This is a genomic window from Alkalibacterium sp. m-11 (assembly GCF_054658155.1).
The window spans coordinates 1-15016 of the sequence record NZ_BAAGIR010000001.1 but is presented as its reverse complement, the minus strand read 5'-3'; the positions used below and the strand labels follow the sequence as shown (position 1 = coordinate 15016).

12 protein-coding genes and 1 riboswitch are annotated in these 15016 nt (G+C 40.7%); of the genes, 11 read left to right on the top strand and 1 reads right to left on the bottom strand.

Going from position 1 to position 15016, the window contains the following annotated elements; all coding sequences use genetic code 11:
- Positions 1–5 precede the first annotated feature (5 nt).
- The 11 genes from ACYQ2O_RS00060 to glnA (ACYQ2O_RS00010) all read left to right on the top strand — a co-directional run bounded on the left by ACYQ2O_RS00060 (position 6) and on the right by glnA (ACYQ2O_RS00010) (position 13463).
- Complete coding sequence (locus tag ACYQ2O_RS00060; RefSeq protein WP_459795773.1) at positions 6–1817, top strand: sensor histidine kinase; 1812 nt, start codon at positions 6–8, stop codon at positions 1815–1817.
- 94 nt (positions 1818–1911) lie between these two features.
- Positions 1912–2030: riboswitch (FMN riboswitch) on the top strand.
- 170 nt (positions 2031–2200) lie between these two features.
- Positions 2201–2809: an ECF transporter S component gene (locus tag ACYQ2O_RS00055; RefSeq protein WP_459795772.1), complete on the top strand. Its 609-nt coding sequence runs from the start codon at positions 2201–2203 to the stop codon at positions 2807–2809.
- A gap of 237 nt (positions 2810–3046) precedes the next feature.
- On the top strand, positions 3047–4096 hold the full coding sequence (locus tag ACYQ2O_RS00050; protein ID WP_346024709.1) for a helix-turn-helix domain-containing protein: 1050 nt from the start codon (positions 3047–3049) through the stop codon (positions 4094–4096).
- Positions 4093–5538 (top strand): RecQ family ATP-dependent DNA helicase, encoded by a 1446-nt coding sequence (locus ACYQ2O_RS00045; RefSeq protein ID WP_459795770.1) that lies wholly within the window; start codon positions 4093–4095, stop codon positions 5536–5538. Before ACYQ2O_RS00050 ends, ACYQ2O_RS00045 begins: the two co-directional genes overlap by 4 nt.
- Positions 5539–5599: 61 nt before the next feature.
- A complete protein-coding gene (locus tag ACYQ2O_RS00040; RefSeq protein WP_459795769.1) occupies positions 5600–6220 on the top strand; it encodes a LysM peptidoglycan-binding domain-containing protein in 621 nt (206 codons plus the stop codon).
- A gap of 33 nt (positions 6221–6253) precedes the next feature.
- Positions 6254–6931: a (d)CMP kinase gene (cmk, locus tag ACYQ2O_RS00035; protein ID WP_459795768.1), complete on the top strand. Its 678-nt coding sequence runs from the start codon at positions 6254–6256 to the stop codon at positions 6929–6931.
- Between the two features lie 97 nt (positions 6932–7028).
- Positions 7029–8426, top strand: a complete 1398-nt coding sequence (rpsA, locus tag ACYQ2O_RS00030) for a 30S ribosomal protein S1 (protein ID WP_428830609.1) — start codon at positions 7029–7031, stop codon at positions 8424–8426.
- Positions 8427–8537: 111 nt separating this feature from the next.
- The gene (gene der, locus ACYQ2O_RS00025; RefSeq protein WP_346024600.1) at positions 8538–9851 is read left to right on the top strand and encodes a ribosome biogenesis GTPase Der; all 1314 of its coding nucleotides are present in this window, start codon (positions 8538–8540) and stop codon (positions 9849–9851) included.
- A gap of 216 nt (positions 9852–10067) precedes the next feature.
- Positions 10068–10343, top strand: coding sequence for an HU family DNA-binding protein (locus ACYQ2O_RS00020; RefSeq protein WP_091266765.1), 276 nt, complete (start codon positions 10068–10070; stop codon positions 10341–10343).
- 200 nt (positions 10344–10543) lie between these two features.
- Complete coding sequence (gene glnA / locus ACYQ2O_RS00015; RefSeq protein WP_459795767.1) at positions 10544–11884, top strand: type I glutamate--ammonia ligase; 1341 nt, start codon at positions 10544–10546, stop codon at positions 11882–11884.
- Between the two features lie 235 nt (positions 11885–12119).
- Positions 12120–13463 carry a type I glutamate--ammonia ligase gene (gene glnA, locus ACYQ2O_RS00010; protein WP_459795766.1) on the top strand — a complete coding sequence of 448 codons (1344 nt, stop codon included), beginning with the start codon at positions 12120–12122 and terminating at the stop codon, positions 13461–13463.
- 259 nt (positions 13464–13722) lie between these two features.
- On the opposite strand, the gene ACYQ2O_RS00005 is transcribed toward glnA (ACYQ2O_RS00010), so the two are convergent.
- Positions 13723–14790: a tyrosine-type recombinase/integrase gene (locus ACYQ2O_RS00005; protein WP_459769892.1), complete on the bottom strand. Its 1068-nt coding sequence runs from the start codon at positions 14788–14790 to the stop codon at positions 13723–13725.
- Positions 14791–15016 lie beyond the last annotated feature (226 nt).

The window sequence follows — 15016 nt, the reverse complement described above, 5'->3', positions numbered from 1 at the left end:
ACAGCATGAAAATCAATGTAGTTGCAATCAGAATATGGCTTATCACCTTTGGTATCACTCTATTTTCTTTTATTGCTACTACAGTGTTTTACGGTGTATTTTATTCCCAGCAGATTAAAGAAAACTTCATGAATGACTTTGAAGAAATTATTATAAATGTGGAACGCTTAGCTATTGCGGATCCACATTTTTTAATAGATAACATTGAGTCTATTAATAATCTCCATTCGAGTATTCATTTCGCTCTGGCTTCTGAAACGTTCGATTCTCCAGATGGTGAAGCATGGGTCTACTCTTTCCCAGCGGATGTCCTTGATACAATGGAAAATAAACCGGATATCATCCAGAACTTTCAGCCCCAGGAGGAACATGTGAATATACGCTCAGATCAGGATAATGAAGTGAGTTATAACATTCCTTTTGTGTTTCGTATCCAGCCGACATCTACAGAAGAAGAGGAACTCATCCTATACTCGTATGCGGATCTATTTTTTCTTATCTCAATTGAGAGACAGATGACCTGGGTCATTACTGGTTTGACTATCCTTCACCTGCTTATTGCAGCTTATTATTACATGTATCTCAAAAAAAATGTGTCCGAACCAATAAATGCGATGACGAATATAGCATTTGACTTTGCAAGAGACGATTTTAGTCATCAGCTTCCGATTTCTGGGCGAGATGATTTGTCTGAACTGGCTATGGCAATGAATAAAATGGGTCATTCACTTGAAACGAACAGGACAGTGGTTAAGCAGGAAAAAGAACTGCTTGCTCATATATTGGAAAACATCGAAACAGGTATTCTTTATTATGATTCAGAACTGACCCTCCTGCTGTCCAACCCGGTCGGGGACTTATTTCTTACCCAATATCAAATCGAAAAATCTGCATTTTCACATGATGAAGAGTTTATCGATCTGGGGGACCAGCTGCGGGAAGTGGTTACACATAAGAAAATCAGAGAGTTTTCAATCGAAATGGAAGAATCTTATCACGATGTAACGATTCTCCCTCTAGTAGATGATTTTACTGAAGACTTAAGAGGTATTCTTGTTTCAACTAATGATCAGACGAAGAAACATCGACTTGATAAAATGAGAGTCGACTTTATTAATAATATCTCTCATGAATTGAGAACCCCTCTGGTCATGGTTCAGGGTTACAGTGAAGCGATACTCGACGACGTTGCGGAAAGCACTGAAGAGAAAAAAGAGATGGCGGCGATCATTCGTGATGAATCACAGAGAATGAACCGTATGGTAAATGAGATGCTTGATTTGTCACGTATGGAAGCAGGTTATATCGAGCTTCAGAAAACTGATGTGAACCTTAACAGTTACTTGAGAAGCCTGCTTTTCCGTTTTGATAAAATGGCGAATGAATCCGAAGTCTCGCTTCAGCTTGACATGCCTAAAGAAGACGTTCATCTCGTCATGGATAAAGATAAGATGGATCAGGTGTTTGTCAATTTAATAAATAATGCGATCAGACACACAAGTATGACTGATAAGTCTGAAAAAGTCGTGACGCTACAGCTATACAATGAGCAGGACTTGAACGAAGTAGTTATGGTCGTGAAAGATACTGGGACTGGAATACCGGAAGAAGATGTTCCGTATATCTTCGACCGATTCTTCAAAGCAGATAAATCCCGAAATAATTACTCATTCAATGCAAATGGTACAGGCATTGGACTGTCATTAGTTAAGAACATCGTAGAAGCACATGAAGGGTATATAGAAGTCGAATCAACATTAGGAAAAGGGGCGTCGTTCCTTATTCATCTTCCGATCGAAACTGGGGAAAGTGAATAATGTCAATAGTTTTAGTGTCCTGTGTAATGTTGAGCAAGAGCGCTTGACTTCATCGATTATACTCAGTATAATAATATCAGAAATAAATATAACGATTCATCTTCAGGGGCAGGGTGTAAATCCCGACCGGTGGTAAAGTCCACGAGCGATCAGTGATTGCTGAACTGGTGTAATTCCAGTACCGACAGTATAGTCTGGATAAAGAAGATGGAGCTTTCTGACTGAAAATAAATTCTGTCTTTTTGCTCTGTTAGTGACCTGAGGTGGGGAACTGGCAGAGTTTTTTGTCTTTCCTGCTTCAAGTATCAGACAAGCAGAGGGCCAGAACACTCTCATCATTAAGTTCACCCTAAGCAGGATGGATCCTTTCAGGAGGATTTATTATGACAAATAACAAAACAAAACGACTGGTAGGCATTGCTATGCTGGCATCCCTTGCATGGGTCATATCCATGATTTCATTCCCAATACTGCCCGGATCACCATTCCTGAAAATAGATTTCAGTGATCTTGCGGTGCTCTTCGGAATGTATGTCTACGGACCACTGGCTGGTGTTGCTATTGCATTCATTCGCTCACTCCTGTCGTACGCTCAAAAGGGCGGAGAAATGGGATTTCCGATTGGAGATACAGCAGCTTTTATTGCAACATTATCTTATACACTTCCGCTGTACTTGATTATCGCAAAAAAAGGAACTGCCTTGAAATTTAAACTTCTTGCTGGCGGTGCTGCTAGTGTTTCTTTGACTGCAACTATGGCTTTAGCAAACTGGCTGTTTATTGCACCTGCCTATATGGCAGTAATGGGTCTCAGTGTCGGACCAATGAGAACTTATCTGCTGTTTGCTATTGTGCCTTTCAATATGATTAAAGGTCCTATAGTAGCAGTACTGTTCTTTATTGCCTTTTCGAAACTCAAACCTTGGCTTGATAAGACTAGAAAGAAAATTAATCGTAAGAAGCAGACACAGGTTACTGTATCTCAATCTTAAGAAGACACATTAAGTATCGTTGTATATGAACACTTCAGTCTGCAGAAATTTGTATGGATTATGACAGGGTCACTCCTGTAATGCTTCTGTTCAAGTCTCTGCAGGCTTTTTACATGTTCAGTTCACAGGCGACGTTTCCTTCTGCAAAATTACATGACATAATAAAGAACTTAAATTATTTGCTTGTATAGTGTATTGTAGAGGTGGAGAAACTAATATGAATACAGTGGGTGACGTATGACACAAAGGTTTGAATTGAACTACATCAATTACTTGTTTTCTCAGGAAACAGCTGTTTCAATCAGACAGCTGGAATTGATCGCAGAAGGAAAGCGGACGCCTTCCACCCTATTTACTGCTGAGAAGAATCAGCTCCAATCTCTTTTTCTTTCTCCATTGTCACTATCTACAGCACAATGGACAGACAGGATGTATAAACTGTCAGCTCTGGGCTGGCTCTCAGAAAAAGAAGGACGATACCAGGCGACTACCAAAGGTCAGCAGGCTAAACAAGCATTCATTTCAGAGTATACAATGCTGGACTGCAGGCTGGATATGTCCAGTGCGCTGACACGTAAAGAATTCTGGCATTCGTTCATATTTGTCAGCCAGATCTTATCTGAGTTCAGTTATGGTAACAAGGAATATATGCCTTATATCAGTAACAGAATCAGTCAGAACCGCATAAAAAAATGGTTAGCAGAACAAGGTTTTCCTCAGAGATCCTTGTCTGTAAAATGGTCGGAAGAGATTAAGGTGTTTCTCGAGACCTTGCCAGATGTATATCCTTCATTTATGGTAGATCAGATGATCGGTCATAACTATGAAGGGATGACTAAAAGACAGACAGCTCAGAAATATGATATGACACCTTTAGAAGTCCTGATCACTACAGAGATTCTCATGGCCAGATTATACCAGTCTCTTGATGAATCGGTCCTGTTGAAATCTTTGTGGGAGAGTGTTCACAAGTCCTGTCATTATGGACTCAGTGCTAGTGCCTATAGAAGTCTGACACTTTTAATGAATGGAAGTACGATTCATAAAACAGCAGCCCTGCGTAAAGTAAAAGAGAATACGATAAAAGAACATGTTCTTGAAGCAGTGCTGATGAGTCGGTATGAAGGGTACGAATCATTAATTCCAGGGCGTGTTCGAGATCGACTGAAAGAACTTTTTAAAAACAATCCGTCTCTAACCTATGCTCAGGCACAACAGGAGATTCAGCAGCTTGAGTTTTTCTGGTATCGATTAATTGAAATCGAAAGGATCCGTGGATTTTTATGATAAATGACAGGAGTAATCAGGCTAAAAAACTTTTAAATGACAAATTTGGATTTGATAAGTTTCGCCCTGGACAGGAAGAAGCGATAAGCAGTGTTCTTGCAGAGAGGCATGCACTTGTCATGCTGCCGACAGGCACGGGGAAAACGCTCTGTTATCAGCTTCCATCATACATTCTTGGCGGATCGACTGTCATCATCTCGCCACTGCTTTCACTTATGGAAGATCAGGTGGAAAAAATGAAAAGCAGCGGTGAAAAGTCGGTAGTTGCACTGAACAGTTTTCTTTCCTATACGGAAAAGCAGGATATTCTTCGGAATTTATCAGCATATAAATTTATATTCGTGTCTCCCGAAATGCTTCAGCAGCGAGGGATGATCGATCAGCTGAAACAAATCAACTTGTCTCTACTTGTAGTAGATGAAGCTCATTGTATTTCTCAATGGGGAATGGACTTCAGAGCAGACTATCTGAAGTTGGGTAAAGTCAGGCAGGAATTGAACAATCCATTGACACTGGCACTGACTGCTACGGCAGTTGAACAGGTGAGAAAGGATATTCTTTCTGTACTTAACCTCAGTTCAGAAGTGGACCAGATTATTTATCCTGTGGACCGGCCGTCTATACAACTGAGAGTGGAACAGTCTGCCGGAGACAAGCAGGACCGGCTGCTACATGCAGTCAGTGAGTTCAAAGGACCTGGCATTATTTATTTTTCCAGTAAGAAACTTGCCGATCAACTGGCCGAACTGATACGATCACAAATGGGGATTCCCTGTGAAAGTTACCATAGTGATCTGGATAAAGAGGACAAGCGCAGGATACAGTCTCAATTTTTATCAGATGCCTTACCCGTTATCTGTGCTACCAGTGCTTTTGGGATGGGGATCGATAAGCCGGACATCAGATTCATCATTCACTACCATCTACCTGGAAGTCCGGAGATGTACCTGCAGGAAATCGGCAGGTGTTCCAGAGACAGAAAAGGTGGGGTCGCTTTACTTCTTTATGAAAATGGCGATGAGGCGATCCAGATGAGACTGCAGGAAAATACTCTACCGAACAGAGATGAACTGATTTTCGCTTACAGACATGCTGAGACACTCGATCATCTGAAAGACGACACCAAGATAAATATAAGTCGGCATTTTATAGAGCAGAACATTCCTTTTGAACAGGCTGCTGAAATGGTTGACCGTTATCATACACATAAATCAGTCCAGCTAAGGACCATGGTGGATTACGCTAAACGACAGGGATGCAAACGCGAAGCTCTACTCGATTATTTTGGTGAAAAACCTGAAGTTAGACGTAATGGCTGCTGCACTGGGTGCATCCGGCCCCTCTCACTTCCTTATGAACCATTTGAATGGCCCAATTTATTACAAAAGAGTGAAGATCTGTGGCAGGACAAGCTAAAATTTTTATTTAATTTGCAAAGCTAGACTCAAAGAATAAGGATTCTATGATATAATGAGACACGATTAGTTTGAGAGGAGTATATGAATGAGTAAAAAAGATCGTGAATCGATGGAAGAACTCTGGTCCAAACGTTTTGATGAAGAAGTTGATTATACTGATGATGAACCGATGTCCAGAAAAGCGAAGCGAGAAAGAGAACAGAGTATTTCCCCTATTTTAACAGTAATCGTGATTTTTTTGGCATTATTAATTATTTTACCTATCTCTGCGTATGCATGGTTTTCAAACAGGGAAGATATGTCCGAGGATCCCTCATCCCCCTCAGTTGAGCAGTCATTGGCTGTCAATGATGAAGAAGAACCGGAAGAGGAAGAACCGGAAATCGAAGATGAGGAACCAGATGAGGAAGAAAATGAACCAGAGCCAGAAGTTGAACCTGAAGTGGAGCCTGAACTGGAAGAAGAACAGGAAAATGTTCAGACACCCCCAGTAACTGAGCAGCCAGCGGCGCCTCAGCCCGAGCCAGAGCCCGAACCCGAGCCTGAACCAGAACCTGCTGGTCAGGGAGAATACTATACGGTTAAAGCAGGAGATAATATGTACCGTATCGCTCTGAATCACGGCATGAGTACTGAAGAGCTGATGCAGCTGAACGGCTTGACGGTAGAAACAGTATATGTAGGACAGGAACTCCGAGTTGAATAATTGCTAAAATATTATATTGGATGTGTAAAGTGAATGGAAACCCATAATGTAACGATTGCTATTGATGGACCAGCTTCTTCGGGGAAGAGTACGGTGGCCAGACGCATAGCAGATGATCTTGGCCTGATATATGTCGATACAGGTGCAATGTACAGAGCGCTGACTTTTGAAGCTTTAAGAAAGAAGGTCAACATTAAAGATGAGGGCGCTCTATTAGAGCTCCTCAAACATACAGAAATCACTCTGAAAAAGAGAAACATGGCCCAGTCTGTCTATCTGAACAATGAAGATGTCACTGAAGATATTCGTAAGAATAATGTGACCAATACTGTTTCAATCGTAGCGGCTCACCCGCTAGTAAGAGAAGAGATGGTGACCCGTCAGCAGAAACTAGCTGAAAATAATGGTGTGGTCATGGACGGAAGAGATATTGGTACAGTTGTTCTTCCGGATTCGGATGTAAAGATTTTTCTGGTGGCTAGCGTAATGGAGCGGGCTGAACGCCGCCACAAGGAAAACAGAAGCAAAGGTATTTTCTCTGATCTGGAACAATTGAAAAAAGATATCGCTGAACGAGACTATAAGGACTCAACGCGAGACACATCACCGCTTAAGCAGGCAGAGGATGCGGTGCGCATCGATACGACTAAATTGTCTATTGAAGAAGTAGTCGAAAAAATCAAGTCATTGATTAGCACTAAGTTAAACTAAACGGTGATTTTTAACTGAAAATGTTTTACTGGAATTTAAAAAGCATATTCGGTACAATTAATAGTGTAGGAATTATTGGTATTGGAGGCATACAAAGATGACAGAAAAAGAAAACAGAAATGAAGAAGAAGTGACAAACGAAGAAGCGGTGGAAACAGCGAATGAACAAGTTGAAGTAAATTCATCTGCTGATACATCTCCAGAAGATGTGATTGCAGAAAACGAAGAGGCTCAAGTTCAGCCTGCTGTTGAAACAGATGACACGCATTCGGAGTCAATGTCAGACGTTATGAAAGACGTTGTCGACATTACACCGGGTGATTTAGTCAAAGGTGAAGTACTCGCCATCGACAATGAAAAACAAGTTATTGTCGGTCTTGGTGGAGGACAGGAAGGGCACATCCCTCCTAGAGAGCTTGCTTCTGAACGCTTTGATCATCCATCAGATATCGTCTCTGTCGGAGATGTTATCGATGTAGTCGTACTAAGAGATATAAAAGATAAAGAACAGGGAAGCTTCATACTATCCAAGAAGCGTGTCGATCAGCGTAAAGTCTGGGAAGAGCTTCAGGAAAAATATAATAATGATGAAACAGTTGAAGCACCTATATCTAAAGTAGTTAAAGGCGGATTGACAGTTGATCTGGGCGTTAGAGGGTTTGTACCTGCGTCTCAGATGGATACATCATTTGTCAGCGATTTAAGTCAGTTTGAAGGACAAACCTACACATTCAAGATTCTAGAAATCGATCCGAATGAGCGCCAGCTGATTTTATCTCGTAAAGTTCTGCTTGAAAAAGAACAGGCTGCTGAAAAAGAGAAAGCTCTTGAAAACCTTGAAGAAGGATCTGTAGTTTCTGGTGAAGTCGTTCGTCTGACCAACTTTGGCGCATTCGTCAATGTCGGTGGTGCAGATGGTCTGGTTCACATTTCAGAAATTGCTCATGAGCGTATCAATCATCCTAAAGACAAATTGTCTATTGGTGATCAGGTAGACGTTAAAGTCCTAAAAGTCGATAAAGAACAGGGACGCATCTCCCTATCTATCAAGGAAACACTAGCTGGACCGTGGGATAACGTTGAAGAAGAGCTTGCTCCTGGAACAGTCGTTAAAGGTAAAGTGAAAAGAGTGACTGACTTCGGCGCCTTTGTTGAAGTGAAACCTGGTGTTGAAGGATTAGTTCATATTTCTGAAATGGCTCATAAACATGTGGAAACTCCTCATGAAATTGTAGCTAAAGACGAAGAAATTGAAGTGAAAGTTCTGAGTGTCAATCCTCAGGAAGAACGTGTTTCTCTAAGCATCAAAGCACTCACAGAAAACACCGAAAGTGCTCCTGCTAAAGAGGCACCCCAGCAGTCTTCTCAGAATGAAAGACTTTCAGTTAAACAGCCTTCACTTCGTGATGATGATGCCGAAGGTGCGTTTACTCTAGGTGACCAGATCGGCGACCAGTTATCTGGATTTATGGATAACGACAGCGACGAAGACTAGTCAGCTAAACAAATCGGTATATTATTACCGCACCCAACTAAAGCAGGTGTTATGCCTGCTTTAGTTGGGTGTGACTATTTAAAGCAAAGTGTTATGGAAGAAGGTGTTTGAATGACTAAACCAACAGTAGCGATCGTTGGAAGACCAAATGTGGGCAAATCCACTATTTTTAATCGAATAGTTGGCGAACGTATCTCTATAGTAGAAGATTCATCGGGAGTCACAAGAGACCGAATCTATGCTGATGCCGAATGGCTTGGCAGAGAATTCTCTCTTATCGATACCGGTGGGATCACTATGGAAGATGAACCGTTGAATATTCAGATTAGAAATCAGGCTCAAATCGCTATCGAAGAAGCTGACGTGATCATCATGCTGACCAGTGTCAGAGAAGGTGTCACTAATGAAGACGAACAGGTCGCGCCTATATTATTCAAGTCTGGAAAGCCGATCATATTGGCTGTCAATAAAGCAGACAATCCGGAATTACGTACGGAAATCTATGAGTTCTACTCATTAGGTCTAGGCACACCGTATCCTATCTCAGGGGCTCATGGACTGGGACTTGGAGATGTTCTGGATGCAGTGATCAAGGAATTTCCTGAAGACATGGAAGAAGAATACGATGAATCAACTATCAAGTTCAGTCTGATCGGAAGACCCAACGTAGGGAAATCCAGCCTGGTTAATGCCATTATCGGAGAGGAAAGAGTCATTGTCTCTGATATAGCAGGAACGACTAGAGAAGCGGTCGATACGCGTTTTGAAACGAAAGATGGCCGTGACTTTGTCATGATCGATACCGCAGGCATGCGTAAAAAAGGGAAAGTATACGAAGATACAGAGAAATACAGTGTTCTAAGAGCAATGAGAGCAATTGAACGTTCTGATGTGGTCTTATGTGTCATTAATGCTGAAGAAGGTATCAGAGAGCAGGATAAGCGTGTATTCGGCTATGCTCATGAAGCTGGCAAAGGAATCATACTGGTCGTCAACAAGTGGGACACGATTGAGAAAGAAACAAATACAATGAAGGAATTTGAACTGGATGTCAGAGATGAGTTTCAGTACTTAGCCTATGCTCCAATCATTTTCGTATCCGCTATGACCAAAAAGCGTCTTCACCTGCTGCCGGATAAAATTGAAGAAGTATTTATGAACCGAAATCTTCGAATTCAGTCTTCAATCTTGAACGATGTCGTGATGGATGCCGTCGCTACGAATCCGACGCCTACTGATAAAGGGCGCCGTCTGAAGATCTATTATACGACCCAAGTCGCTGTATCACCTCCGACATTCGTTATATTTGTGAACGATCCGGAGCTGCTGCACTTTTCATATGCAAGGTATCTGGAGAACAGATTCCGTGATACATTCAGATTTGAAGGAACACCTATTCGTATTATACCGAGACGACGAAAGTAGTTTCTAACAAAATAATCGGCTGGCCCTATGTGAGGAATGGAAGAGAATTTGACAAAACCATTGCAGTATCAACGATTCTGTGGTATCTTTTTAAATGAAATGTCAAGAATAGACTATTTCACCCATTACATTCAAAACAAAGGAATGTTGCAAGATCGCAAGTGGACTTAATGGTCTTCATGCATCGATCTTCTTTTGAGGAGGTGAAAGAATACAATGGCAAATAAAGCAGAATTAATCGAAAAAGTAGCAGCAACAGCTGACCTTACTAAAAAAGACGCGACTGCAGCAGTAGAAGCGGTTTTCGAAACAATCAAAGATTCACTAGCTGAAGGTGAAAAAGTTCAAGTAATTGGCTTTGGTAACTTTGAAGTACGTGATCGTGCTGCACGTAAAGGACGTAACCCTCAAACTGGGGAAGAAATCCAGATCCCTGCAAGCAAAGTCCCTGCATTCAAAGCTGGTAAAGCATTGAAAGACGCAGTAAAATAAAAAGTAATTACTTTTGTTATGTCGAGATCAGCTGATCTCGGCTTTTTTTTGCTTCTATCTAAAAAATGAACAGAAGAGTGTATAATTTTGAATTCACACATCAAGACCTCTCGTTTGACATCAGTCTGTCTTACTAGTACCCTAATATGTATGAATAAAAAGAGCCGCTGAGAAGTGGTGAAAGGAATGATGACAGGACTATGTCCGCCGAGATAAAAGAGACGATTCGAAAAGAAGCAGAGGAGAAGAATGTGAGGTTTCTCCGATTGATGTTTACAGATATCGATGGAGTAATCAAAAATGTGGAGGTACCAGTTAGTCAGCTGGAAAAAGTCATGAATAATGAAATGGCGTTTGACGGCTCATCAATAGATGGATTTGTAGAAATTGATCAAAGTGATATGAAGCTGCATCCTGATCTAGATACATGGCTGATATTCCCATGGAAACTTGAAAATGGTGACGGCAAGATTGCCCGTTTTATTTGTGATGTCCACATGCCTGACGGTCAGCCTTTTGCGGGAGACCCAAGAAACAACCTTAAACGTGTTGTGAAGGAAATGAAGGAGTTTGGCTTCACATCCTTTAATCTGGGACCAGAGCCTGAATTTTTCCTCTTTAAACTAGATGAGAATGGTAAACCGAGCAGAACATTAAATGATAATGGTGGTTACTTTGATCTGGCGCCTACAGATCTGGCTGAAAACTGTCGTAGAGACATTGTTCTGGAGTTGGAAGCTCTCGGATTTGAAATAGAAGCAAGCCACCATGAAGCTGCTCCCGGACAGCATGAAATTGACTGGAAATATGCAGATGCCGTTGAAGCATGTGATAATATCCAGACATTCAAGCTGATTGTCAAGACGGTAGCCAGAAAGCACGGCCTTCATGCGACATTTATGCCTAAACCGATCGAAAACATCAGTGGATCCGGTATGCATTTCAATATGTCTCTTTTCAATGAAGAGGGTAACGCATTTTACGATTCTGAATCTGAAGATGGATTAAGTGGAACAGCTTACCAGTTCATTGCAGGCCTTCTGGATCATGCTCAAGCCTACACTGCGGTATGTAATCCGATAGTCAACTCATACAAGCGTCTGACGCCTGGATATGAAGCACCTGTTTACGTTGCCTGGTCAGGAACTAATAGAACCCCACTCGTTAGAGTACCGGCTTCTAGAGGCAATTCTACGCGAGTTGAGTTGCGAAGCGTAGATCCGACAGCTAACCCGTATCTGGCATTAGCAGTATTGCTCAAAGCAGGACTAAAAGGCATCGGTGAAGCAAAAAGCGCGCCTAGTCCAGTTAACAAGAATATCTATAATATGGACCAGATCGAGCGGGACGAAAATAATATACAGTCTCTGCCACAGAACCTTTATGAAGCAATTGAATCTCTTAAAAAAGATCAAACAATTATCGACGGATTAGGAGAGCATATTTTTGAACGATTTGTCGCAGCGAAATCTGCAGACTGGCATAACTTTACCAAGGTTGTTACGCAGTGGGAAACCGATCGTTACTTTGAACTCTATTAAAATATACCCACCTGTCTTCCTGTTGCTGAAAAGCAGCAGGGAGGCAGGTGGGTTATTAATTATCGAAAGTATATTCACCTTGAACTTAATAATCTTCTGTAAATAACCGTATTTCATTTACATATTAACCTCCTATTGCATGGTGCATCATCTAGTGGTACCATTCAAAAGTGCTTTTAATAGCAACCTAAATGTAAGTAATACAACAAGTGGTATAGATAGGGGAGAGGAAGACATGACAAAGGTGACAAGAGAAACAATAATGAAAGATGTAAAAGAGAGTAATGTACGCTTTTTGCGCTTGATGTTCACAGATATACTGGGAACAGTAAAAAACGTAGAGGTGCCTGTAAGTCAGCTTGATAAAGTTCTGGACGGCAAAATGATGTTTGATGGATCTTCTATCGAAGGGTTTGTTCGTATACAGGAATCGGACATGTATCTGAAACCAGACTTTGATACTTGGCTGGTATTTACTTGGGAAACGGAATCGACTAAAAAAGGGCGTGTGGCACGATTGATATGTGATATCGTGAATCCTGATGGGACGCCGTTTTTGGGAGATCCGAGAAACAATTTGAAACGTGTACTTAAAGAAGCAAAAGATTTGGGCTATTCGTCTTTCAATCTTGGGCCCGAACCTGAATTCTTTTTACTTAAACTAGATGAAAACGATGAAATAACTGAAAGACCTAATGATAATGGTGGATACTTTGATTTGGCTCCAACTGATCTGGCTGAAAACTGCCGACGGGATATCGTTCTTGAACTGGAAGATCTAGGATTTGAAATTGAAGCGAGTCATCATGAAGTGGCCCCTGGACAGCATGAAATCGACTGGAAGTATGCAGATGCAGTTGAAGCCTGTGATAATATTCAGACCTTTAAATTAGTTGTTAAGACGGTCGCCCGTAAGTATGGATTACATGCGACATTCATGGCTAAACCTGTATTTGGTATTAATGGATCAGGTATGCACAGTAACATGTCTTTATTCAGAAATAACGAGAATGTATTTTATGATGAGTCGGATGAAAGACAATTAAGTACAGAAGCGTATCAATTTCTGGCAGGCCTGCTCCATCACGCCCCGGCATTTACTGCGATTACCAATCCAACCGTTAACTCGTACAAGCGTCTGGTACCTGGTTATGAGGCTCCTGTATATATCGCCTGGTCTGGAAGTAACCGTACACCGATGATAAGAATTCCAGCATCAAGAGGCATGTCTACTCGTCTGGAAGTACGTTCAGTTGATCCGATGGCTAATCCGTACCTGGCATTAGCAGCGATGCTGAAAGCTGGACTGGACGGCATCACCAATGAAATGACACCACCTGAAGAAACGAATGACAACATCTATGATATGGACGAGGCTCAGCTGGAACAGCAGGGAATCAAGTCTTTACCTACCAGCCTTCATAGCGCTCTTAAAGCACTGAAGAAAAATGATGTGATCAAGGAGTCTTTAGGTAATCATATCTATACGAATTTCGTTAAAGCTAAAATGGTCGAATGGGATTCTTATAAAGCTGCGGTCAGTCAGTGGGAGAAAGACAACTACTTGCACCTTTATTGATCACCTGTACTTTTAAGAAATAATAATAAATAGAACCGGCAGGCTGTGGATAGTCTGCCGGTTCTATTTGTATTGGAAAGAGGATCAAATAAAAAAAGCAAGTGATCTTCAGGATCACTTGCTTTTTTTATACGTTTCGGGAGAACTTAAATACATGCTCGTTATCAACCTCTATACTGATTTAATCATCATCAGACAATTAGATAACCGGCATAAATCGCCATTCAGGAATAAATTTCTGAATAGTTTCTGAACAAATTTAGAAGATGCTAGCAATCATTTCATCCGAGATTTGATCATTCTTATGCTCTAACTCATTAATGATATGAGAGTATTTTTCGATAGTTGTTGTTGGACTAGAATGTCCAATTCTTTTAGATATGCTTACTATATCCATACCATGATAAATTAGTAAAGAGACATGTGTGTGTCGTAAAGCATGAGACGTCACTTTTTTCACATCAGCTCTTTTACATGCTCTTCTAAGAGTTTTGTTCATCGCAGTATGAGAGGGTGGTAGACCCTCAATAGTTGTAAAGAGTAAATCGTTGGAAATACCTTGTTTTAAGTTCATTTCTTTCTTTTTGATGGCATAGGCTCTCAACTCTTTAAAAACGGCAGGTTCAATACGAATCGTCCGATTAAGGCCATTCTTAGTTGGCCCTAGTTTTTTCCCTTTAAAATCCCAGGCTTTATTGATACGTAATGTATTATTTTTAAGATCATCAACTGTTAAACCAGCTACTTCTGAATATCGTAATCCAGCAGCAAATTGTAGAATAGCCATCCAACGAGTGGTCATATCTAAAGTTATCCCATTTCTTATTTCAGACATTACACGTTTGATTTCATCTTCAGATAAAAATTTATCTTCTTCAGACTGTCCTTCTAATCCAGATACCGTTACATTATACGTGAAATCTTTTGTTATTATACCTGATTCAATGGCATCCTTAACGCATGACCTGATATGTTTATTCATCTTCTGATTAGTTGATTTAGCTTTTTTAGAGGCTAGTTCATTTAAGAACGTTTGGTAGTTCACCTTTGTTATATTTTTTATTTTTACAAATTCAAAATATGTTTTAACATGGTTCTTCGTGGTAACATAATTATCAAACGTACGTGCTGATACATTGGGTACTGATTTATATGTATCAATCCATTTCTCAAAGTAATCATAAAAATAAGGGTTGCTCCCAATATCCATTCCACTGGCTTTGTTAAGTTTCATATTAGCTTCCCAAAGTAATGCATCCTTTTTACGTTTAAAATTATACTTGGCTTTCTCCTTATATTTTCCTGTTAAGTAATCTTTATAACTCAAGTTTTGCAGTTAAAAAATAGCCTTTGACCCTTGGTGTCATTGACTTGGTACCGATTATTATGCCGCTTTTGATATTTGATTCAGCTGATTTTCTTTTAAAACCTAGATTCCCAAAAAATTATAACGTGGTCGGGGGCACAACACCTAAGGTGTTATATAATTGCGACTGCTTCTTCGTAATCTCACCCACTCGTACTGCACTGCCTGGATTTTCAAATGCCTCAAT